The 20,812-nt window shown below is 63.5% G+C and carries 21 protein-coding genes and 1 pseudogene; 11 read left to right on the top strand and 11 right to left on the bottom strand.

Translation table 11 applies throughout. The annotated features are described in order from the left end of the window. The 11 genes from LB577_RS33540 to LB577_RS22850 form a co-directional block, all read right to left on the bottom strand. On the bottom strand, nucleotides 1-118 hold a 118-nt coding region (locus LB577_RS33540; RefSeq protein WP_411969325.1), incomplete at its 3' end, for a hypothetical protein. Nucleotides 119-120: 2 nt separating this feature from the next. Further along, entirely contained in the window at nucleotides 121-450 is a 330-nt protein-coding gene (gene nirD, locus LB577_RS22895; protein WP_224688634.1) for a nitrite reductase small subunit NirD, read from the bottom strand. Nucleotides 451-497: 47 nt separating this feature from the next. Further along, nucleotides 498-2,948, bottom strand: a complete 2,451-nt coding sequence (gene nirB / locus LB577_RS22890) for a nitrite reductase large subunit NirB (RefSeq protein ID WP_224688632.1) — start codon at nucleotides 2,946-2,948, stop codon at nucleotides 498-500. A 4-nt stretch (nucleotides 2,949-2,952) separates the two neighbouring features. Further along, nucleotides 2,953-3,750, bottom strand: a complete 798-nt coding sequence (locus tag LB577_RS22885; protein WP_013893256.1) for an ABC transporter ATP-binding protein — start codon at nucleotides 3,748-3,750, stop codon at nucleotides 2,953-2,955. Between the two features lie 10 nt (nucleotides 3,751-3,760). Beyond that, the gene (gene ntrB, locus LB577_RS22880; RefSeq protein ID WP_023765708.1) at nucleotides 3,761-4,651 is read right to left on the bottom strand and encodes a nitrate ABC transporter permease; all 891 of its coding nucleotides are present in this window, start codon (nucleotides 4,649-4,651) and stop codon (nucleotides 3,761-3,763) included. 104 nt (nucleotides 4,652-4,755) lie between these two features. Then, the gene (locus tag LB577_RS22875; protein WP_224688663.1) at nucleotides 4,756-6,072 is read right to left on the bottom strand and encodes a CmpA/NrtA family ABC transporter substrate-binding protein; all 1,317 of its coding nucleotides are present in this window, start codon (nucleotides 6,070-6,072) and stop codon (nucleotides 4,756-4,758) included. A gap of 354 nt (nucleotides 6,073-6,426) precedes the next feature. Then, nucleotides 6,427-7,665 (bottom strand): CmpA/NrtA family ABC transporter substrate-binding protein, encoded by a 1,239-nt coding sequence (locus LB577_RS22870; protein WP_224688661.1) that lies wholly within the window; start codon nucleotides 7,663-7,665, stop codon nucleotides 6,427-6,429. 2 nt (nucleotides 7,666-7,667) lie between these two features. After that, complete coding sequence (locus LB577_RS22865; RefSeq protein ID WP_224688645.1) at nucleotides 7,668-8,270, bottom strand: ANTAR domain-containing response regulator; 603 nt, start codon at nucleotides 8,268-8,270, stop codon at nucleotides 7,668-7,670. Nucleotides 8,271-8,373: 103 nt separating this feature from the next. After that, the gene (locus tag LB577_RS22860; RefSeq protein WP_224688630.1) at nucleotides 8,374-8,709 is read right to left on the bottom strand and encodes a hypothetical protein; all 336 of its coding nucleotides are present in this window, start codon (nucleotides 8,707-8,709) and stop codon (nucleotides 8,374-8,376) included. Between the two features lie 62 nt (nucleotides 8,710-8,771). Next, complete coding sequence (locus tag LB577_RS22855; protein ID WP_023765705.1) at nucleotides 8,772-9,626, bottom strand: endonuclease/exonuclease/phosphatase family protein; 855 nt, start codon at nucleotides 9,624-9,626, stop codon at nucleotides 8,772-8,774. Nucleotides 9,627-9,773: 147 nt separating this feature from the next. Next, a complete protein-coding gene (locus tag LB577_RS22850) occupies nucleotides 9,774-11,237 on the bottom strand; it encodes a phospholipase D-like domain-containing protein (RefSeq protein ID WP_224688628.1) in 1,464 nt (487 codons plus the stop codon). A 317-nt stretch (nucleotides 11,238-11,554) separates the two neighbouring features. Between LB577_RS22850 and LB577_RS22845 the strand changes: the two genes are divergently transcribed. The 11 genes and pseudogenes from LB577_RS22845 (at nucleotide 11,555) to LB577_RS22795 (ending at nucleotide 20,750) form a co-directional block, all read left to right on the top strand. Next, a complete protein-coding gene (locus tag LB577_RS22845) occupies nucleotides 11,555-11,740 on the top strand; it encodes a hypothetical protein (protein ID WP_224688618.1) in 186 nt (61 codons plus the stop codon). Between the two features lie 92 nt (nucleotides 11,741-11,832). Further along, complete coding sequence (locus tag LB577_RS22840) at nucleotides 11,833-12,018, top strand: hypothetical protein (RefSeq protein WP_224688617.1); 186 nt, start codon at nucleotides 11,833-11,835, stop codon at nucleotides 12,016-12,018. Between the two features lie 34 nt (nucleotides 12,019-12,052). Further along, nucleotides 12,053-12,343 carry a DUF6894 family protein gene (locus tag LB577_RS22835; protein WP_224688615.1) on the top strand — a complete coding sequence of 97 codons (291 nt, stop codon included), beginning with the start codon at nucleotides 12,053-12,055 and terminating at the stop codon, nucleotides 12,341-12,343. A gap of 92 nt (nucleotides 12,344-12,435) precedes the next feature. After that, nucleotides 12,436-12,819 (top strand): hypothetical protein, encoded by a 384-nt coding sequence (locus LB577_RS22830; RefSeq protein WP_224688612.1) that lies wholly within the window; start codon nucleotides 12,436-12,438, stop codon nucleotides 12,817-12,819. A 135-nt stretch (nucleotides 12,820-12,954) separates the two neighbouring features. After that, nucleotides 12,955-13,518: a hypothetical protein gene (locus LB577_RS22825; RefSeq protein ID WP_224688607.1), complete on the top strand. Its 564-nt coding sequence runs from the start codon at nucleotides 12,955-12,957 to the stop codon at nucleotides 13,516-13,518. After that, the gene (locus LB577_RS22820) at nucleotides 13,505-13,927 is read left to right on the top strand and encodes an AraC family transcriptional regulator (protein ID WP_181176864.1); all 423 of its coding nucleotides are present in this window, start codon (nucleotides 13,505-13,507) and stop codon (nucleotides 13,925-13,927) included. Before LB577_RS22825 ends, LB577_RS22820 begins: the two co-directional genes overlap by 14 nt. 196 nt (nucleotides 13,928-14,123) lie before the next feature. Beyond that, a complete protein-coding gene (locus LB577_RS22815) occupies nucleotides 14,124-18,476 on the top strand; it encodes a YadA-like family protein (protein WP_224688604.1) in 4,353 nt (1,450 codons plus the stop codon). A 7-nt stretch (nucleotides 18,477-18,483) separates the two neighbouring features. Then, nucleotides 18,484-19,041 (top strand): invasion associated locus B family protein, encoded by a 558-nt coding sequence (locus LB577_RS22810; protein WP_224688602.1) that lies wholly within the window; start codon nucleotides 18,484-18,486, stop codon nucleotides 19,039-19,041. Between the two features lie 12 nt (nucleotides 19,042-19,053). Further along, a complete protein-coding gene (locus tag LB577_RS22805) occupies nucleotides 19,054-19,722 on the top strand; it encodes a hypothetical protein (protein ID WP_224688600.1) in 669 nt (222 codons plus the stop codon). 34 nt (nucleotides 19,723-19,756) lie between these two features. Next, nucleotides 19,757-20,218, top strand: coding sequence for a DUF4189 domain-containing protein (locus LB577_RS22800; protein ID WP_224688598.1), 462 nt, complete (start codon nucleotides 19,757-19,759; stop codon nucleotides 20,216-20,218). After that, nucleotides 20,203-20,750: pseudogene (locus tag LB577_RS22795) on the top strand (invasion associated locus B family protein). The gene LB577_RS22800 and the pseudogene LB577_RS22795 overlap by 16 nt, the downstream one beginning before the upstream one ends. Nucleotides 20,751-20,812: the final 62 nt, after the last annotated feature.

Genomic DNA, 20,812 nt, shown 5'->3' with positions numbered 1-20,812 from the left:
CCCCCCCCCCCCCCCCCCCCCCCCCCCCCCCCCCCCCCCCCCCCCTCGCCAGCACGCCGCAGCCCACCCCGCAATAGGGGCAGGTGGTCCTCACCTCGCGCGCTGCGTCAATCTCCATGTTCAGGCCGCGCGGCTGGCAAGCGCTTCCAGCGCGATGAACAGATGTTCGCCTTCCCGTTTCACCGGGATGGTGCGCACCGCGCCCTCGTCGGCGCCGAGCGCCTTGCCAGTCTCCAGCGAGATCACCCAATTGTGCAGGGGGCAGGTCACCGCCGCGCCATGGACGATGCCCTGGCTAAGCGGCCCGCCTTTGTGCGGGCAGTGGTCATCGATGGCATAGACATGGTCGTCGGCGGTGCGGAAGACAGCGACCTTGCCCTCTGGCGTGGCGCCGCCACGCGCGCCACGACGGGGGATGTCGGAGAGGGTGCCGATTGCGATCCAGTTCATTGCGCTGCCTTTGCTTGGTAGGATTGCGCCTCGCGCAAACATCTCCATCACTCCGCCGCCTCGGCAAACCCGACCGAAGCCATCGGCCTGAATTCGTGCTTGTCCTTGCCCGAAACGCGCTCCGACCACGGATCGACCTGGGCGAATTTCTGCGAGAAGACGAAGCGCTCGTAATAGGCCTTGCGCTTGTCCGCATCGTCCATGATCTGGCGCTTGATCTCGGGGATGCCGATGCGCTTTGCCCATTTGTAGATGCGCTCGAGATAGCGGCCCTGCTCGCGGTACATCTGCGTCAGCGCCACGATATGCTGCAGCGCCTCGTCTTCCGTCTTCACGAGGCCGAGCACTTCGGTGCCCTTGATGTCGAGGCCGGCGGCCCCGGCGAAATGGATCTCGTAGCCACTGTCGACGCAGATGACGCCGACATCCTTGCAGGTCGCCTCGGCGCAGTTCCTCGGGCAGCCCGACACCGCCATCTTGACCTTGGCCGGGGTCCACGAGCCCCACATGAATTTCTCGATGCGGATGCCGAGGCCGGTCGAATCCTGCGTGCCGAAGCGGCACCAGTCGGAACCCACACAGGTCTTCACCGTGCGCAGGCCCTTGGCGTAGGCGTGGCCCGAGACGAAGCCGGCCTGGCCGAGATCGGCCCACACCGCCGGCAGGTCTTCCTTGCGGATACCCAGCATGTCGATGCGCTGGCCGCCAGTGACCTTGACCATCGGGATCTCGAACTTGTCGACGACATCGGCGATGGCGCGCAGCTCGGCCGCATTGGTGACGCCGCCCCACATGCGCGGCACCACCGAATAGGTGCCATCCTTCTGGATGTTGGCGTGGACGCGCTCGTTGATGAAACGCGATTGATAGTCGTCGGCGTACTCGTCTGGCCAATCGCAGACGAGATAGTAGTTGAGCGCCGGCCGGCATTTGGCGCAGCCGCAGGAGGTCTTCCACTCCAGTTCCTGCATGACGGCTGGAATGGTCTTCAGCCCCTTGGCCTTGATCAGCCGGCGCACCTCGTCATGGCCGAGCGTGGTGCAGCCGCACATGGGCTGTACGGCGGCCGGGTTGTAGTTGTCGCCGATGGTCAGCACCATCAGTTTCTCGACCAGCCCGGTGCAGGACCCGCAGGAGGCCGAGGCCTTGGTGTGGGCCCTGACGTCGTCGAGCGAGGTCAGGCCCTTGGCCGTGATCGCGCTGGTGATCTTGCCCTTGCAGACGCCGTTGCAGCCGCAGATTTCCGCATCATCCGGCAAGGCTGCAACGGCCGCCATAGGGTCCAGCGGGGCACCCCCCTGGTAGGACTGGCCGAAGATCAACGTATCGCGCATTTGCGATATGTCGGTCTGTTTCTTCTTGAGGTCGTTGAACCAGGCGCCGTCCGCCGTCTCGCCATAAAGCACGGTGCCGATGATGCGGTCGTCCTTGAGCACCAGCCGCTTGTAGACGCCGGCGGCGGCGTCGCGCAGCACGATCTCCTGGCGATCCTCGCCTTCGGCGAAATCGCCGAGCGAGAACAGGTCAATGCCGGTGACCTTGAGCTTGGTTGGCGTGTCCATGTGGACGAAGGCGGCAGCCTCGTCGCCGGCGAGTTGGCTCGCGGCAACGCGCGCCATCTCATAGAGCGGCGCCACCAGCCCATAGACCATGCCGTTGACCTCGGCGCATTCACCGAGCGCGAAGACGTCGGGGTCGTTGCTGCGCATGCCGGCGTCGACGATGATGCCGCGATTGACGGCAATGCCCGCCTCTTTGGCCAGCGCCGCATTGGGCCGGATGCCGACCGCCATCACCACCAAAGTCGCAGGGATGACTGTGCCGTCGGCAAGTTCGACCTGCTCCACCTTGCCGTTGCCCGTGATTGCCTGTGTGTTGGCCTTGGTAATGACCTTGATGCGGCGTTCTTCGACCGCGCGCTGCAGGAGATAGCCGGCGGCTGGATCGAGTTGGCGCTCCATCAGCGTCGGCATGACGTGCAGCACGGTGACGTCCATGCCCTGGGCGCTCAGGCCGGCCGCGGCCTCGAGCCCAAGCAGGCCGCCGCCGATGACCACGGCCTTGGACCTGGACTGGGCGGCAAGCATCATTGCCTGGACGTCGTCGAGATCGCGATAGGTGAGCACGCCGGGCAGATTGTGGCCCGGCACCGGGATGATGAACGGCACCGAGCCGGTGGCGATGACCAGCTTGTCGTAAGGTTCGGTGACGCCGTGGTCCGAGGTGACGGTCTTGGCCGTCCGGTCGATGGCGACGATCTTGTGGCCCTTGTACAGCGTGATGTCGTTGGCGATGTACCAGCCATCGCCGTGGATGATGATTTCCTCATACGCCTTTTCGCCGGACAGCACCGGCGACAGCATGATGCGATCGTAGTTCACCCTGGGCTCGGCGTTGAAGATGGTGACCTGGTAGCGGCCCGGGGCCTGCTCTAACAGGTGCTCCAGCATGCGCCCAGGGGCCATGCCGTTGCCGATGATGACGAGTTTTTCGGTCATTGGTCTACTCCGCGGCTTCGACGAAGCGGTGGCGCTCGTAGAGGAATTTCAGCACCGCCTCGCGGCAGCGCAGGAAGGTGCGGTCCGAGGCGAGTTCGATGCGCCGGCGCGGACGGGCCAGCGGCACGGGAAGCACCTCGCCGATGGTCGCGGCCGGGCCGTTGGTCATCATGACGATGCGGTCGGAGAGCAGCACCGCCTCATCGACATCATGGGTAATCATGATCGTCGTCGAGCCGAGCCTGGAATGGATGTCCATCACCGCGTCCTGCAGATGGGCGCGGGTCAACGCGTCGAGCGCGCCGAAAGGCTCATCGAGCAGCAGGATCTTCGGCTCCATGGCCAGCGCGCGCGCGATGCCGACGCGCTGCTTCATGCCGCCCGAGATTTCCGCCGGCCGCTTGTCCCTTGCATGCGCCATCTGCACGAGATCGAGATTGCGCATGATCCAGTCGTGCCGCTCGGCCTTGCTCTTGGAACGGCCAAAGACCTTCGACACCGCCAGGTTGATGTTCTCGTAGACCGTCAGCCACGGTAAAAGACTGTGGTTCTGGAACACCACGGCGCGCTCGGGTCCGGGGCTGTCGACCTCCTTGTTCTCGAGCAGCACGGCGCCTGCGGACACCGTGGTCAGCCCGGCGATCAAGTTGAGCAAGGTCGACTTGCCACAGCCGGAGTGACCGATGATCGAGACGAATTCGCCCTTGTCGATGGTCAGCCGGATATCCTTCAGGACCTCGCTGACCTGGCCGCCGCGGGCAAAGGATTTGTCGATATGGTCGAGTTTCAGATAGGCGGTCATCACGCTCTCCTCACTTTGCCGTCGTGCCGCGGGTGACGAAGACGCCGACCGCGGCGACCAGGCGGTCGAGGCAGAAGCCGGTGACGCCGATATAGGCGAGCGCGACGATGATGTCGGGCAGCCGCGACGAGTTCCACGCGTCCCAGATGAAGAAGCCGATGCCGACGCCGCCCGTCAGCATTTCGGCGGCCACGATGGCGAGCCACGACAGGCCGATGCCGATCCTGAGGCCGGTGAAGATGTAGGGTGCCGCGGCCGGCACCATGATCTTGATGAAGAATTCGAGCGGGTTGAGCCGCAGGATGCGGGCGACGTTGCGGTAATCCTGCGGGATGTTACGCACGCCGACGGCGGTGTTGATGATGATCGGCCAGATCGAGGTGATGAAGATGACGAACAGCGCCGACGGGCTGGAATCGCGGAACGCGGCCAGCGACAGCGGCAGCCAGGCGAGCGGCGGCACGGTGCGCAGGATCTGGAACACCGGATCGAGGCCGCGCATCGCCCAGATCGACTGGCCGACCAGCGCGCCAAGGGCAACGCCGACGACCGCCGCCATGCCGAAGCCGATGGCAACACGCTGCAGCGAGATCAGCACCCGCCAGGCCAGCCCGATATCCTGCGGGCCGTTGTCGAAGAACGGATGCGCGATGAGGTCGTAGGCCTCGTTCCACACTTGGCTGGGCGGCGGCAGGCTCGATGTCGGCGACGAGCAGGCGATTTGCCAGACGACGAGCATCAAAGCGATGACGACGACCGGCGGCACCAGCGTGCTCGCCAGCTTTCCGGCGATCGCGACCGGATCGAAGCGGCGTCGAGCCTTGACCGTGAAGGCGATGACTTCGGCCGGCTTGGCGGGAAAGGCCTTCACCTTGGTGTCCTCGATCGTCTGGATAGACATGTCTGGGAAAAACTCCGTGGGCAGGTGGTAAGGGCCGGCGGCGACGGCGCAACTCGCCGTTTGCGCTGGTCACGACAAACGGCGCAACGCGCCGTTTGCGAAGGTCAGGCCGAAGCCTTGATCTTGAGGCTGTCGAGATAGGCGGACGGGTTGGCTGGATCGAAGACCTTGCCGTCGAAGAAGGTCTCGACACCGCGCGAGGAGGATGCCGGAATGTCGGCCGCGGCAACGCCGAGATCCTTGGCCGCCTCGCGCCACAGATCCTCGCGGTTGACCTGGTCGACCAGCGCCTTGATGTCGGTGGTGGGCGCGAATTTGCCCCAGCGTATGTTCTCGGCGAGGAACCAGCTGTCATGGCTCTTGAAAGGATAGGAGACGCCGCCCTTCCAGAACTTCATGTAGAGATCGGTGCCGGTGGCGACGCGGCCATTGCCGTAGTTGATGTCGCCCTTGAGGCGGCCGATGATGTCGGCGACCGGCACGTTCATCCATTGCCGTTTGCCGATGATGGCGGCCATTTCGTCCTTGTTCTGCGTGGCCTCGCACCATTGCTGGGCTTCCATGACGGCCATCAGGATCGCCTTGGTGGCGTTCGGGTATTTTTCGACGAATTCGGCGCGCAGGCCGAGCGCCTTTTCCGGATGGCCCTTCCACAACTCGCCCGTCGAGGCGGCGGTGAAGCCGACGCCCTGGTGGACGAGCTGCTCGTTCCACGGCTCGCCGACGCAGAACACGTCCATGTTGCCGACCTTCATGTTGGCCACCATCTGTGGTGGCGGCACGACGATGGTCGAGACATCCTTGTCGGGATCGATGCCGCCGGCGGCCAGCCAGTAGCGCAGCCACAAATCATGGGTGCCGCCCGGGAAGGTCATGGCGGCCTTGATGTCCTTGCCGGCCGCCTTCTTGGCGGCGAAAACGTCCTTCAGCTTCGAGGCATCGAGGCCGACGCCGGTTGCGGCATATTCCTGCGCGACCGAAATGCCCTGGCAGTCGTAGTTGAGCCGCGCCACGATCGCCATCGGCATCGGCTGGTTGTTCTGCGTCACCTTGCCGGAGTGCATGAGATAGGGCAGCGGCGTCAGTATATGGGCTCCGTCGATGCCGTTGGCGGCGCCGCCGAGCATCAGATTGTCGCGCGTCGCGCCCCACGAGGCCTGTTTCAGCACCTCGACATCGGGCATGCCGAATTTCGCGAACAGCCCCTTCTCCATGGCGACCATCAGCGGTGCGGCATCGGTCAGCGCGATGAAGCCGAGCTTGGCGCCAGTGACTTCCGGAGCGGAGGTGGCGGCATAGGCGCCGGACGGAAAGAGCTTGCGGGCGGCGATGAACAGGCCGGCCGTCATCGCACTGCTGACCAGAAAATCACGACGCGTCACATCCCCGAGCGATGTGCCGGTGCCGATTAATTTCTTCATTGTCTTCTTCATCGTCGTCTCCGGTTGAACGCGATCCGCGCCGTCGATTGACCCAAAAACAAAAAAGCCGCCGGCCAGGTCGTCGCGTCCGGGAATCGGATCGCGTCTTGACCTGAGCGGCAGCTTTGCCTGTGGCGCCCGCCATTGGACGCCTGTTCCGTGACCCGCGAAGGGCCTGTCTATTTCAAAGCAGGAACCGTGCCAGTTTGACCGTGAGGGAAAAATATCAATGGAATCATTGATAAACGCCGATCGTCAACGCGTCGGGCGCCATGGCGAGCAGACCAAAGATTGTTCACCAGAGCAATCGCGCGCACAATTTTTGTGCAATGCACAAGAATGGCGCGGAAACGATCAAGCTTCCGCGCGGGCCGATTTCTGCTTCTCGACATACGCTTCGATCTGGTCCGGATCGAAGATCTGGCCGTCAAAGAAACCGTCAGGGCCAAGCACCAGGCCCGCCCCGGTCGCGCCGACCGCGGTTGCGGCGTTGAGCGCGCCCTCGACCTTCGAATTGGCACCCGGCAGCGCCACGCCCAGCGGCTTCAGCGCCGAACGGTAGAGGTCAGGACGGTAGCAGTCGCGGGCAATGGCGAGATTGTCGGGCGTGTGCGCGACATGCCCCCAGCGCACCATCTGTGTGTAGAACCACAAGGCATGGCTCTTCCACGGGAAGTTCGCCGCCTTGTCGAAGGGCACGAAGAAGTCGTCGATATCCAGTTCCGCCCCGCCACCCAACTGGAGATGGCCGGTGAGGATCGGCATCTGGACAGCCGGCGGCAGGCCGAGGAAACCAGCTTTGGCCATCACATCGGCCAATTCGGCGCGGTTCGCCGGATCCTGGCACCAGCGCGCCGAATAATGCAGCGCGCGCAAGAGCGCCGTCAGGGCTTCGGGGGACTGCTCGGCCCAGGCTTTGCGCACGCCGACCACCTTCTCCGGGCTGTTGCGCCACAACAGCGCCTTGACGGTGACGATATGGCCGGTGCCGGCCGCCACCGCGGCACTGTTCCAGGGCTCGCCGACGCAATAGCCATCGATGCGGCCGGCGGCCAGCGCGTCGGCCATGAAGGGCGGCGGCACGATGACGATCTCGATCTCGCGCTGGGGATCGATGCCGCAAGCGGCCAGCCAGTAACGCAGTTCGTAATTATGCCCCGAATGCGGGTGCACGACGGCAAAGCGCAGCGGATCATGGCCAGCGGCCGCGCGTTCGCGGATGAGCGCGCCAAGTGCCGCACCCGCGCGCGCCGGATCGAGATCGGGCGCCGCGCCGTGCGCCGCCATGCCTTCCCACACCGCGTTGGAGATGGTGACGCAATTGCCGCCGAGACCAAGCGAGAACGGCACGATGGTCTCGGAAGCGAGCGGTGTCAGCCCGAGATTGCAGGCGAGCGGCATCGGTCCCAGCATGTGCGCGAGATGGAAGTGGCCGATGGCGATGCGGTCCCGGATGTTGGCCCAGGAGGTCTCGCGATGCAGCGTCAGGTCGATGCCTTCGCGCCTGGCGAAGCCAAGCTCGCCGGCGGCGACCAGCACTGCGCTGTCGAAAAGCGGCATGAAGCCGGCGGTTATCTGGTGCTCGGCGCCCATCGTCATTCGTCCTCCGCCGGTCCCAGCAGCCCGGCGGCAGTCACCAGGCTCTGGGCGATGTCGCCGATCTTGCGGTTCTGGTTCATCGCGGTCTTGCGCAGCAGCGTGTAGGCGGCTTCTTCCGTCAGCCCGCGCGACTTCATCAGGATGCCTTTGGCACGGTCGATCACCTTGCGGCTCTCCAGTTCGCTACGCGCCTCTTCCAGTTCGCGCGCCATGCGCGAGAAGGCATTGAAGCGGCTTACTGCCATGTCGAGGATTGGCTTGACGCGTTCTTGCCGCAGGCCGTCGACGACATAGGCCGAAACGCCGGCATCGACCGCGGCCTCGATCGAGGCCTGGTCGGAGCGGTCGACGAACATGGCGATCGGGCGCTTCACGGCGCGCGACAGCTGGAACATGTTTTCCAGCATGTCGCGGTTGGGGTTTTCGAGGTCGATGACGATGACGTCAGGCTCGATCTCGGCGATCTGCCGTGCAATGCCGGTGACATCGTGAATGACGGTGACCTGCTGATGGCCGGCCTCGCGCAGGCCGGCCTCGATTATCGAGGCGCGGATGCGATTTTCATCGATCACCAGGACTGCTAGGGCGGGGCGGCGGATCATGCCTGCATTGTGGGCAAGGCCGTCAAATTGTGCAATGCGGCATAGCCATGTCCATCAATTAGACCGCAGCCATGCGCGTCATGGCGTTCGCCGCACGAGATCAGCCGCAGACGCGAACGTCTTCAATCACCTTGTGGTGGTGGCGCCAATGCACGACCGTTTCGACGTGGCAGCGATGGTGCCGGTGGTGGCGCCGGTATACGCGATCCCGGTAATCGCTATCACTGTCGTACTGGACGCTCTGGTCGTCATCATACTGGTTGTCATAATACCGATTGTGGTGACGGCGGATAACAATTCCGCTGTCGGAATCATCGTCCGATGAATATCGGTTGCCGTCGTCGGACTGGATAATCACGCTTGCGGCTCGCGTTGGTGCAGTCACTGCCGCTGTCGCGGCAAATGCCAACATCGAAGCCAAAATCACTTTTTTCATTTCATCCTCCTGCCTGTCCAAGAGGTATAAACTCATGGAAGAACCGGGCGTTCCCGTTGCATCTACACGCTTTGCGACGCCGGGGACATCATGGCGTTATCAGGATCGGCCATACGATCGAGGCGAACAAGCGCCGTGAGCGGCAGATGGTCGGAGGCAACGCGCGAAAGCGGCGTATCGTGCGCCTCCACCGCCGCGATCAGTCCGTGCCGATTGGTCATGATCCGGTCGAGAGCCAGCAGCGGCAGGTTTGACGGGAAGGTGGGGACCGCCGGCGGCTGCGGACCGAAGGTCGCATGCAGCGTGTTGAGCGCCGAGCGGTTGCCAAGCCGCCATTCGTTCAGGTCGCCAAGCAGCAAGGTCGGCTTTTCGTCCGGGCTGTTCATGAGATCGAGCACGACACGTGCCTGCTGGGAACGTGAGTGGCGCAACAAGCCGAGATGAGCGGCGATGACGCGCAAAGTCTGGCTTCCATCCATCTCGATCTCCGCCACGACCGCACCGCGCGGCTCCAGCCCCGGAAGCTTGATCTGATGCACGTCGCGAACCACGCCCTTCTTGAACAGCAGGACATTGCCGTGCCAGCCATGGCCCTTGCCGGTGGCCGAAATCGGCACGGGAACAAGGCCGGTTTCCCGTTCGAGCCGGGGCAGGTCGAGAAGCCCGTCACGGTCGCCGAAACGATTGTCGGCTTCCTGCAAAGCGATGACATCGGGATCGATTTCGCGGATCACGCGGCTGGTGCGCTCGGGATCGAATTTGCGGTCGACGCCGATGCATTTGTGGACGTTGTAGGAGGCGACCAATGTGCCGGTGGTGCCGCTCGTCTTGTGCGCGGCAGCGTTTGCCTTCTGCATCCGACGGTCGCGAATGGACAAAAGCATGCTTGCCGGCAGGCTGCGTCCGTTCATCCGCATCGCGTGCCCGCCATTTCAGCCGCTTTCATCATGCACATCAAATAGAGTCTTTCCGTCTGTGTTCCATGATCGGCGTCAAACTATCTGGCAAACACGTCGTTTTGTTAAAGATAGGGCAAACCCCTCTAGAGATAGGGGTAAACCCATCTAGAGATAGGGTGAACCGAGCCAAAGGACCCGGTCGAACAGCCTGATGAGGAATGGCCGGGCGCGCAAGGCATCGAGCGTCACCGGCACGGCGGAGGTCATTGCCGATCCGATCCGCGCTTCGATCTCGCGGGCAAAGCCTGCGTCGAGGACCTCCAGATCGATTTCGAAGTTGAGCCGCAGCGACCGGGCATCGAGGTTGGACGATCCGATATAGGCCCACGCGCCGTCGATTGACAGCAGCTTCGAATGGTCGAACGGCCCTTCGGTGCGCCAGACGCGGCAATAGTGCTTCAGCACCTGATCGAATTGCGCGGTCATGGCGCGATCGACGAGGAAAAGGTTGTTCACCGCCGGCACGACGATGTCGATTTCGACGCCGCGCCGGGCTGCGGTGATCAGCGCGCTGATCAATTCGCGGTCGGGCAGGAAATAGGGCGACATCAGGCGGATCGACTTGCGCGCGACGGAGAACGCGCCGATCAAGAGCTTGTGGTTGGTCTCGTTGCTGGCATCCGGGCCGGACGCGACCGCCCGCACCAGCATCGGGACGCCGGGCGCCGGCGACAGTGGCACTATGCGCCAGGCATCGCCCTTCAGCGCCTCTTTGGTGGCAAAACGCCAGTCCTCGGCGGCGACCGAGAAGAGGTCGGCGACGACTGGGCCGGTTACCCGGAAATGCGTGTCCCTGGCGCTGTTCGAGCCGGCGAACTCCGCGGAAAAACCCTTGCGGATGTTCATGCCGCCGGTAAAGGCAACCATGCCGTCGATCACCAGGATCTTCCGGTGGGTCCTGAGGTTGGCGTAGGGCAGCCGCAGGCCCATGACGATGTTGCCATTGAACCGATCGGCAGGAATATTCGCCTCGCGCAAGTGCCCCAAAATGCTGGGGACCGAATAGCGGGCGCCGACGGCATCGATCAGCACGCGAACGGTGACGCCGCGCCGGACGGCATTGGCCAGCGATTCGACAAAGAGCAGGCCGACGGCGTCATTGTCGAAAATATAGGTCTCGAGCAGGACGCTGCGCTCGGCGCCATCGATGGCCGAGCACATGGCGGCGTAGGCCTCGTCGCCGGTCTCCAGCACGTCGATTGCATTTCCCGGGTTCAGCGTGCATCTCGCCACCCGGTCGCCGAGCGTTCTAAGACCCGTGAAGCGCTGTCCGTAGCGCTCGACGATCAGGGCCTCCTCGGCGACGAGGTCGCGCTCATGCTTGGCCGACACACCATCGCTGGCAAACGGGCGCTGCGCGGTGATGGTGGCGCGGCGAATGCGGTTGATGCCGGCGACGGCATAGATCAGGACGCCGAGGATCGGCGACAGCACCATGACGCCAACCCAGCCGGTGGCGGCGCGGACGTCTTCCTTGGTCATGACGGCGTGGGCAATGCCGACGGTTGCCATCACCACCGAGATGATCGCCAGGATATTGGGCCAGTGAGTCGCCAGGATCTCGAACATTGCCGGGACTATCCACAGAGCGATTGCAGAAGGCAATGCGGACGCTCATGCGCTGCATTCGCCGGATGGTGGCATCCAGCTTGGATGAAGATCTCGACCGCACGCAGAGATCGAGCCGATGAGGCTTCGATAGAGTCGTATTCAGGAAAACCAGACTGACCCCGGGGAAGCATAATGTCGGTTGAACCCGGCATCGTCCCCTGCTGCTTTGATCATCCATGGCTTCTTATGCTTTGGTGCCACATCTGTTGTATATCAGGAGGAAATGAAATTAATAATATAAACACTGGACTGAGGGCGAAGGGGGGCGCCGACCAATGAAATTCAACTTCGAAGGGCCTCCAATGGGGCGGCCAGGCATCGACGTATCGGCCCAGTTGCGGCCGCTGATCCGCGAAATCGTCCAGGAAGCGGCCGCTGCCGGATGGGACCAGGACGATGTTCTTCTGACTGTCGTGGAAGTCGCGTGGGACCTCTACGAGCAACGCCGCGACGATTTGTAAAACCATGCCTAGTTAGAAGCTAGCAGGACCAGGGGCAAGTTTGAGGCCTCAGGCGAAAGCGCCTATGCTTACCGGAAAGCTTGGAGCCTTCAATGGCATTCACCGTCATCTGGTATGGGAGACGAGGCGTCATCGACAAGGTGACCTTCGACACTGAGAAAGTGGCGAAGGATCATGCGATCGCCATGTTCCAGACCCGAAGGGGTGACGATGGCGTGGTCTGCGTTGAAGTTCGCAGAGATGGCGGAGCTGTCGTCTTTAGCCACGCGGAGAATTAGAGCCCGTTCCAGGAAAAAGTGGGGATCAAATTCGATGAGCCCGCTTGGTAAAAGCCGTACCGCAACCAGCGTAAGGCTACGGCGTTTCCGCCAGATGGCGCTTTACCACTTCGATTATCGCGATCGCGAAACGTTAATTCCCGACGTGGAGGGAACAGAGATAGCTGATCTCGAAACTGCTAAATTTGAAGCCGTCAGAATATTGGCTGAACTGGCAAGAAGCATCGAGCGGCCAGAACACCGCGTTCTTGCCATAGAGGTTCGTGACCAACGCAAGCCATTGTTGCTGGTTAGCCTGACACTGGACATCAAGATGCCAGCTTAGACGGCGGCTCTGTACCGCCGCCCGACGCGGGCATTGAACCAAACCAGTAACCATGCATTAACTGAAGGCTACATCGCTGGGAGGAAAAAGCGATGATGGCAACGACAACAGACACAACCCGGATGTTCATCGAGGCTGCGCGCCTGGGCGTGCGGCGTACCGAAGCCGAAATCGACCAACTCCAGCGGACCCTAAGCGCCTCCCGGCATGTCCTCGACGCATCCCGCAAGCTCTTGAAGCGCATCCGGGAGCACCAGACGGACAGCCGGTCGGGATATTATTCGCCCCAGGATCCCGCAACTGACGGCGTATCCGCGCTCGATGGCGACGTTGCGCGCGAGGTGTTCAAAAAATTGGTCGTGGAAATCCGTCTACCGGACGATCAACGGCGCGAACTGGCTAAGGGCCTGGTCCGCGAACTAACCGGCTGCGAACAGATCGAACCCGCTCTGGTGGACTGGATCGTCCATAAGTAAGCGATCCGATACGGCACCCTGTTGATTTCCATCCCCCGCCCGTGAGCTTTCCGGCCGCCAGTCCCCGCTTTATCGTTTGACACTCAATGAAAAACGGGGGATCGCTCTCACCAGGATGAGATGCGGAACCCGTGCATGGCGAAGACTCGCCAGCCGGCTGAAATAGAATGCTCGCCAACTGCCTCAGCCGGTCGCTTCTCTTTGTTTTCTGGAACCAAAATTTTTCTTTGCGCGTGGAAGTTCTTTTCTATCCAAGGCCTGTGCGTTACGCTGGTTGCGGGTCGGGCAAGGGGGATTTCAAGCTACAGCAAGACGGCTGAGGCGGCATGCATGAATAAAGCGGACGAAGCTCGGGAAAGCGGCGTTTCCCGAGGCGTCGATCGGACAGCCCGATGCATCTTGAACATCATTTCGGAAAGTGCCGGTCCCAGGCATACCCCGGCGCGCGGGAGCGTCATCTATTGCGTCCGCAATCCCGGGTCGCAGAAGTTCCTGCCCTGGACACACGAGGGCGATTTCCCCGTTACATCGTTTGAGCCGCCCCCGTTCGGAATGGGTGAGCTGCAGATCGTCGAGATGAGGCCGGCCAGCAATGCCGTAGAAGCAATCACGAATTGTTTTTCAGGGGAACGGGGAGATCAGCCTCGGGTTGTGTTCCAATTGGGACGTATCAGGAGGCGAGAACATGCGGCGGCGTGAGGATGACCCGGCAGGGTCTGCTTCGGGGGCGGGTTCCGCGCAAGAGCCGGCGCTGCAACCAAAAGGCGGGCTTTCCGTCCGCGGCGCACGCAAGGTGCAGGAGTTCCTGGATGAGAACTTCACGCGCAAGCTGGCGCTTGCCGACATGGCCGCGGTTTGCGGGCTTTCACCCTATCACTTCATGCGAGCCTTCTCGAGGACGTTCGGAATGCCGCCGCACCAATATGTTATCGATCTGCGGCTTGATTTCGCCGAAAGGCTGCTTGCCGAGAGCCGGATGACGATCGCCGATATCGCCCATCTGGCCGGCTTTTCCAGCCAGAGCCATTTTACCACCCTTATGAAGAAATACCGGCAGACGACGCCATTGCAGGCGCGGGTGGGCAAGCTTAACGCCAAGATTAGATGAAACGGAGCTTACGAAATTGTTTGACTACTTGGCTTATAAGCGTCTCCTAAAGTAACTCGCCGTTAACCTCTGTCGGTTTGCTCCGATCTTTTCTCACAAGACAGCAATTTCGTGAAATACTGCGAGCAGGAATCATGCCTTTCTGGTGGCGAACGGAATTGTCAGACATTTCGTGCCGGCCAGCGGAGAGGGAACCATGACCGACAACCAGATTTCGAGCGGCCAGATTGCGAGCGGCTCACTTCTTGTTCAGCGTCGCGCGGCGCATTTCGCCGGGCAGTGGATCGCAGGGGCCGATCATGGTTCGCGCTCGGTTCGCCGCCGCCTGATGGCGGTCCTGCGCATGGCGCATCGCGCGCTTGGCATGGGGCGCAAGCGCTTGGGGTTGGGAACGCTTGGCGTTGGCGGCGGGTCGGCGGCGGTGCTGAGTGTCTTCGCGATTGGTTTGGCCGCGACGCCTGCTCTGGCACAATATCAAGCCGGCGGCGGCTCAGCGACTGCTCCCGAGGCCGTCGCGATCGGAAATGGCTCAACAGCCAGCCTTAACTGGGCCATAGCGCTCGGCTTTCAGTCCAACGCGGCAGCACAATACAGCGTGGCTATCGGCCGGACCGCATCGGCGACGGGTGCCGGCGGCGCGGTGGCGATCGGCTCCGGAACAATCTCCAACAATGTCAATACGGTGGCGATCGGCGTCAATGCCAGCGCCACCTTGGCCGGCGCTAGCGCTCTCGGCACTTTTGCCGTTGCTTCGGGCGGCAACTCCACTGCCGTCGGCGTCAGCTCCTTGGCCAGCGGTAGCACATCTTTCGCCGGAGGCTGGGGGTCCCAGGCCACCGGGACGCGCGCCATCGCGATCGGGAGCCAGGCAGTCTCCTCGGGACTGGACACCGTTGCCCAAGGTACCAACACCATTGCAAATAGCCAGAATGCCATCGCTGTCGGCTTCCAGTCGACCGCAACGGCGATAAACGCCGTCTATCTCGGCTCGCGCACCGCCGCCGGAACGGGGGCATTGGCCCAGAGCGCCATTGCCATCGGTACGGATGTGACGGCGTCTCAGGCCGACAGCACTGCGATCGGACGCGCGTCCAAGGCAACGGGGACGGCCGCCATGGCGATGGGTACCACCGCCCGTGCCTGGGGCAATCAGTCGATCGCATTGGGCACGGGCGCGATTGCAGGCGTCCAGGCCAACACGGCTCTGCCCAACAGCATAGCCATCGGCACCAATGCGGTCTCTTCCGGCGGTTTCGGCGTCGCACTCGGCCAGGCCACTCAGGCCACTGCCGATTTTAGCACCGCAATCGGCAACGGGGCTGTTTCGAGTGGAACGGGTTCGTCGGCAATGGGATCGGGAGCACAGGCTACCGGGGTCTCGGCCACGGCAGTCGGCAACAACGCCACGGCGACCGCCGCGCAAGCAACCGCGATGGGACTTGGCGCAACGGCGAGCGCCACGAGCGCCATCGCCGTTGGTATGAATTCCAAGGCCGATTCCGCCGAGGCGGTCGCCATGGGCACCAATGCGGTGGCGACCGGCGGCAAGTCGGTCTCGATCGGTTCCGGCAACACCGCCTTTGGCAACGGCGCGGTCTCGATCGGCGACCCCAGCTACGCCAGCGGCACCGGCGCCTTCACCGGCGGCGCCAACAACATAGCCAACAGCGACGGCACGGCGACCGCCACCGCGGCCAATACGGCCAACGGTGCTGTCGCCATCGGCAACAACAACAAGGCGATCGGGCAGGGCTCCGTGGCGCTGGGCAATGGCTCGACCGCGGGAGCCGCCGGTCTGGCAGGCAATGTCGCGCTGGGCGACGGCGCGACGGCGGCGGCAAGCTCCGGCGACGTCGCACTCGGCTCGGGCTCGGTGACCGCCACGGCGGTCGGCACGGCCAGCGGTGTGGTCAACGGTACCACCTACGCCTTCCAGGGCACCAACCCGACCTCGACGGTCAGCATCGGTGCACCCGGCGCGGAACGGACGCTCACCAATCTGGCAGCGGGGCGGATCAGTGCGCTCTCGACGGATGCGATCAACGGCTCGCAGCTCTTCGCCACCAACCAGGCGGTGGATGCCATCGGCGCCCAACTCAACACCATCAATGTCGGCGGCGGCATCAAGTATTTCCACGCCAACTCGACCTTGCCGGACTCCCAGGCGCCGGGCACCGATTCCGTCGCCGTCGGCCCGAACGCGGTGGCCAACAATGCCGGCGATGTGGCGATCGGCCTGAATTCGGCGTCGGGTGCGACGACCGCCGTCGGCGGCGCCACGATCGGCGGCACCGCCTATACCTTCGCCGGCGGCACGCCGGCGGGCGCCTTCTCGGTCGGTTCGGCGGGCGCCGAGCGTCAGATCCAGAACGTCGCGGCCGGACAGTTGAATGGCGGCTCGACCGACGCGGTCAACGGCTCGCAGCTCTTCGCCACCAATCAGCAGGTGACGCAAAACACGACTGACATTGCCAACATCGGTAGTGGCGTGACCAATCTCGGCGACACGCTCAACAACATCGCCGGCGATACCTCGACCGCCTATACCGACGCCAACGGCATCGGCATCCGCTACGCCCGCACCAACGAAGCCGGGTTGGCGCAGACCGATTCCTTCGCGCAAGGCGTCGGCTCCACCGCCGTCGGCTACCAGGCGACGGCGACCGGAGACAGCGCGCTGGCGCTCGGCCGCGACAGCAACGCCAGCATCGACGGCGGTGTGGCGCTCGGTTCCGGTTCGATTTCCGACCGCGCCCTGGCTCCGGCCAGCGGACAGGTTGCCGCCGGTCCATCGAACTTCATCCAATACAACACCACCGACAAGACGCTGCTTGGCGCCGTTTCGGTCGGCACCGCCACGTCCTACCGGCAGATCACCAATGTGGCCGACGGCACGCAGTCGCAGGATGCGGTGACGCTGCGCCAGCTGCAGGGGGCGATCGCCTCGGTCTCGGTAACGTCGACCAAGTATTTCCATGCCAATTCGGCTGCGGGCGATTCTCTCGCCGTCGGCGCCGAATCGGTCGCGGTCGGTCCGACAACGGTCGTCAACGGCGACAACGGCATTGGCATCGGCAATGGTGCGATCGTCGACCAGACAGCACCCGGCGGCACCGCCATCGGCCAGAACGCGCATGTCATGCTGGCCGATGGCCTGGCGCTCGGCACCAATTCGCTGGCGTCCGGCATCCAGTCGGTGGCGCTCGGCGCCGGCGCCCAAAGCACCTTCATCAACAGCGTGGCGCTGGGCGCGCAGTCCGTCACCACGGTTGGCGCCCAGACCGGCTACACGGGTTTTGCCCTGACCGGCCCGCAGACCTCGGTCGGCGAGGTGTCGATCGGCTCCGCCGGGGCCGAGCGCAAGCTGACCAATGTCGCGGCGGGTTCGGCCGATACCGACGGCGTCAACGTCTCGCAGCTGCGCGGTGTGTCGCAAAATATCAGTAACCTGTTCGGCGGCGGCACCACGGTTAATCCCGACGGGTCGATCACCGGACCGACCTACACCGTCCAGGGCAACAATTACTCCACCGTCTATGACGGCCTCACGGCGGTCGACAACGCGCTGACCAACATCACCAGCGGCGGCGGCATCAAGTACTTCCACGCCAATTCGACGCTCGCCGACTCGACCGCCAGCGGCACCGATAGCGTCGCGATCGGTCCGGCCAGCGTGGCGAGCGGCACCAACAGCCTTGCCGCCGGCAATGGTTCGACGGCCACCGGGCAGGGCGCTGTCGCCCTCGGGCAGGGCGCCAAGGCCAACAATGCCAATGATGTGGCGCTCGGTTCCGGATCGGTGACGCAGACCGCCGTCGGCACGTCCAGCACCGTCATCAACGGCAAGACCTATGCCTATGCCGGGACGACTCCAACCGGGACCGTTAGCGTCGGCGATGCCGGCGCCGAGAGGACGATCACCAACGTCGCCGCCGGCCGTGTTTCCTCAGACAGCACCGACGCCATAAACGGCTCACAGCTCTTCGCCACGAACACGGCGATCGAGGATCTGAAAGCTGGCGTCGGGGGTCTCACCCAGAATGCGGTGACCTATGATACTCAGGGCGGCGCCAAGACGAACACCATCACGCTGCAGGGCGGCGACGTCAACGCGCCGGTCGTCATTTCCAATGTCGGCCCCGGCGTCAAAGGGACCGACGCAGTCAATGTCGCCCAGCTGAACAACCAAATGAACTACGCCATCACCACATCAAACACCTACACCGACAAGGTGGCCGGCACGACCTTGCAACAGGCCAACGACTATACCGACCAGAAGCTCAGCCAGCTCAACACGGACCTGGGCAGCATACGCGACGAAGCACGGCAGGCTGCGGCGATCGGGCTCGCTGCCGCCTCGCTGCGCTACGATGATCGTCCCGGCAAGCTGAGCGTCGCGGCGGGTGGCGGCTTCTGGCGGGATTCGAGCGCCTTGGCCTTCGGCGCCGGCTACACCAGCGAGGACGGTCGCATTCGCGGCAACGTGGCCGGAACTGCCGCCGGTGGCCATGTCGGCGTCGGCGCCGGCATCAGCTTCACCTTGAACTGAGGCAGGAATGAAAGGACTTGTTGCCCTGACCTGCCTGGCGCTCTGCGGCGGCCTCGTGCCGGCCGCCGGGCAGGTTACGTCGCCCTATAGAATCAAGCCCTCGGATGTGGTGCTGCCGCCCGACGTCAAGCGCGGCGACTACCAGCGTATCATCCGGCCGTTCGAGAACTGGACGCTGATCTGCGACGAAAACCTCAAGGCCCGCAAGAAGGTCTGCAACGTCTCGCAGATCATCGAGGACGCTGCCGGCAAGATGGCCTTCAGCTGGTCGCTTGCCGCCACGCAGGACGGCAAGCCCTACATGATCCTGCGCACCGCGCCGAATGCAAGGAGCGACGGCTTGGTGTCGCTGAAATTCGATGGACAGGCACAGCCGATCGACGTGCATCTGAACGGCTGCAACGAAATGGTCTGTGTCGGCATGCTGCCGGTGGGGCCGGTGATGCGCCAGCAGATAGCGCGCAAGGCGACGCCGGCGATCTCCTATCCAACCGTCGACGGTCAGACGATCACCGTGACCGCAACGCTCAAGGGGCTGACGGAAGCCCTTTCGCCAGTCAAATAAGGGGCAGAACCAATGAGCCAGCAGGACCAGTTCATGTCCGCGAAACGCAGCAACCCGGCCGTCGAGGCGGATCGGCAGAGGCTCGTCGAGCCCGCGCGGCGGCGCTGGCCGCGCGTTATCGGGTTTTCCCTGTTGGGGCTGGTCGTGGCGGGCGTAGGCTTCGCCGCCGGGAATTATGCCGCGATCGCCAATCTGGTCGGCGGCGCGACAGCCGCACAGGCTTCGACGCCGTCACCCGCGCTTCCGGACACGCCTTTCCTCGAGCACGTCAAGCAAGCCGGGGTGCAGGCCTGCTCGACCGTCTACCCCGTGCTTGGACAGATCCTGACGACAGGCACGAAATACAGCGTTAAATCGTTGTGGAACGACCAGGCCGCCGACAAGCATGCCGTCCAGGCCTTTGTCGGCATGGACTATGCATCGGAACGCTACAACGGTCCGGCCGCCGGCGTGGTCTTCGCATCGCCCACCGCGTCGGGCTGCGAGGGGGCCATGGTGCGGGTGGCGCCATTCGCCAGCCCGTGCGCCGACATCCCGTCCATTCTTCCGCAGGGCAGCAAGATCACCGACCATCTTGGGCAGGTCGAGGTGTACGAACTCGGCGGCAACTCCGGGGAAGCGCTTCTCCTGCCAACTGGCAAAAGCTGCGTGGTGATCTCGGTTGCTTCGGCGGCGAAGTAGGCGAGCGAACGGGATTGAGGAAAGGGTGCCGACCATGAGATTGCAGGCGTTGGCGGTTTTGGGCTTGATCTTGTTGTGGAGCGGACACGTCGTCTCGGCCGACCTGGTGGCTCCGCCGGAGCCGCAGCAGGAGGAAAAAGGCATCTGGGCGGCCATCGCCTATTCGCAGGCCGATAGCAAATACGGTTTCTTCTGGGGTGCCGACAAGCGGCAGGAGGCGAAGGACATCGCGCAGAAATATTGCGAGAATGCGGGCGGAAAGGCCTGCAATGTCGTCACCGTCTTCCGAAACCATCGGCATTGGAACGATGACGACGAGACCGGCTTTCCCTACAAGCACTGCGGCGCGCTCGCCTTGGCCGACAAAGTCGAGAACCGTTTCACGCCCTGGGGCGTGAATTCGGCCGAGACCCGCCGCGAAGCTGAGGACCTCGCCTTGCAGGCCTGCGAGGCGACGGGCGAGAAATGCAAGATCCGCGAATGGGTCTGCACATGAAGCGTAGCCTCAAGGCCGCCTACGCCTGCGGGGCGATCGCATTGTCATTGATGTCGCCCGCATCGGCACAACAACAGGTGGCGGCTGTTGCGGATGGCCCCTCATCGCTACACGAAGTCTACCAGGACTGGAGCGTGGCTTGCTCTGTCCAAGAGAATGTGAGGGTCTGCTCGCTTTCGCAGGACCAGGTCCAGAAGAACGGCCAAAGACTGCTTGCCGTGGAGATACAGAGACGCGCGGACGGCTCGACGACGGCTACCTTGCTTCTGCTTTCGGCATCTTGCTCGATTCCGGCGTGACGCTGCAGATCGACGATCAGCCGCCATCGTCCCAACAGCGTTTCAGGACCTGCCTGCCGACGGGCTGCCTCGCGGTCTTTGCCATCGATCGGTCCATGGTTGGAAAGATGCGGGGAGGCACGGTGCTGAAGCTCAATGTCACGACGGATGCCGAGACCCCGCTGACATTTCCTGTGTCGCTGCACGGCCTGAGCGCGGCGCTCGATCGCATGGTCGCGTTGAGCGCAAAGTGAGGAGAAGGGCGGCTGCCTTCGATGCCGGCCGATGGAACGTTGCCGTGCCGAAGGTCGTTTAG

The sequence above is a fragment of the Mesorhizobium sp. B283B1A genome (assembly GCF_020165735.1).
Taxonomy (GTDB): domain Bacteria; phylum Pseudomonadota; class Alphaproteobacteria; order Rhizobiales; family Rhizobiaceae; genus Mesorhizobium; species Mesorhizobium opportunistum.
This window is presented reverse-complemented; position numbering and strand designations above follow the sequence as displayed.

Bases quoted from the DNA above. Each gene is read 5' to 3' on its own strand.
- LB577_RS22800 (WP_224688598.1), top strand. From the start codon at position 19,757: ATGAGATTGCAGGCGTTGGCGGTTTTGGGCTTGATCTTGTTGTGGAGC.
- LB577_RS22885 (WP_013893256.1), bottom strand. From the start codon at position 3,750: ATGACCGCCTATCTGAAACTCGACCATATCGACAAATCCTTTGCCCGC.
- nirD (WP_224688634.1), bottom strand. From the start codon at position 450: ATGAACTGGATCGCAATCGGCACCCTCTCCGACATCCCCCGTCGTGGC.
- LB577_RS22840 (WP_224688617.1), top strand. From the start codon at position 11,833: ATGGCATTCACCGTCATCTGGTATGGGAGACGAGGCGTCATCGACAAG.
- ntrB (WP_023765708.1), bottom strand. From the start codon at position 4,651: ATGTCTATCCAGACGATCGAGGACACCAAGGTGAAGGCCTTTCCCGCC.
- LB577_RS22820 (WP_181176864.1), top strand. From the start codon at position 13,505: ATGCGGCGGCGTGAGGATGACCCGGCAGGGTCTGCTTCGGGGGCGGGT.
- LB577_RS22850 (WP_224688628.1), bottom strand. From the start codon at position 11,237: ATGTTCGAGATCCTGGCGACTCACTGGCCCAATATCCTGGCGATCATC.
- LB577_RS22835 (WP_224688615.1), top strand. From the start codon at position 12,053: ATGAGCCCGCTTGGTAAAAGCCGTACCGCAACCAGCGTAAGGCTACGG.
- LB577_RS22870 (WP_224688661.1), bottom strand. From the start codon at position 7,665: ATGGGCGCCGAGCACCAGATAACCGCCGGCTTCATGCCGCTTTTCGAC.
- LB577_RS22855 (WP_023765705.1), bottom strand. From the start codon at position 9,626: ATGCGGATGAACGGACGCAGCCTGCCGGCAAGCATGCTTTTGTCCATT.
- nirB (WP_224688632.1), bottom strand. From the start codon at position 2,948: ATGACCGAAAAACTCGTCATCATCGGCAACGGCATGGCCCCTGGGCGC.
- LB577_RS22825 (WP_224688607.1), top strand. From the start codon at position 12,955: ATGGCGAAGACTCGCCAGCCGGCTGAAATAGAATGCTCGCCAACTGCC.
- LB577_RS22830 (WP_224688612.1), top strand. From the start codon at position 12,436: ATGATGGCAACGACAACAGACACAACCCGGATGTTCATCGAGGCTGCG.
- LB577_RS22875 (WP_224688663.1), bottom strand. From the start codon at position 6,072: ATGAAGAAATTAATCGGCACCGGCACATCGCTCGGGGATGTGACGCGT.
- LB577_RS22810 (WP_224688602.1), top strand. From the start codon at position 18,484: ATGAAAGGACTTGTTGCCCTGACCTGCCTGGCGCTCTGCGGCGGCCTC.
- LB577_RS22805 (WP_224688600.1), top strand. From the start codon at position 19,054: ATGAGCCAGCAGGACCAGTTCATGTCCGCGAAACGCAGCAACCCGGCC.
- LB577_RS22845 (WP_224688618.1), top strand. From the start codon at position 11,555: ATGAAATTCAACTTCGAAGGGCCTCCAATGGGGCGGCCAGGCATCGAC.
- LB577_RS22815 (WP_224688604.1), top strand. From the start codon at position 14,124: ATGACCGACAACCAGATTTCGAGCGGCCAGATTGCGAGCGGCTCACTT.
- LB577_RS22860 (WP_224688630.1), bottom strand. From the start codon at position 8,709: ATGAAAAAAGTGATTTTGGCTTCGATGTTGGCATTTGCCGCGACAGCG.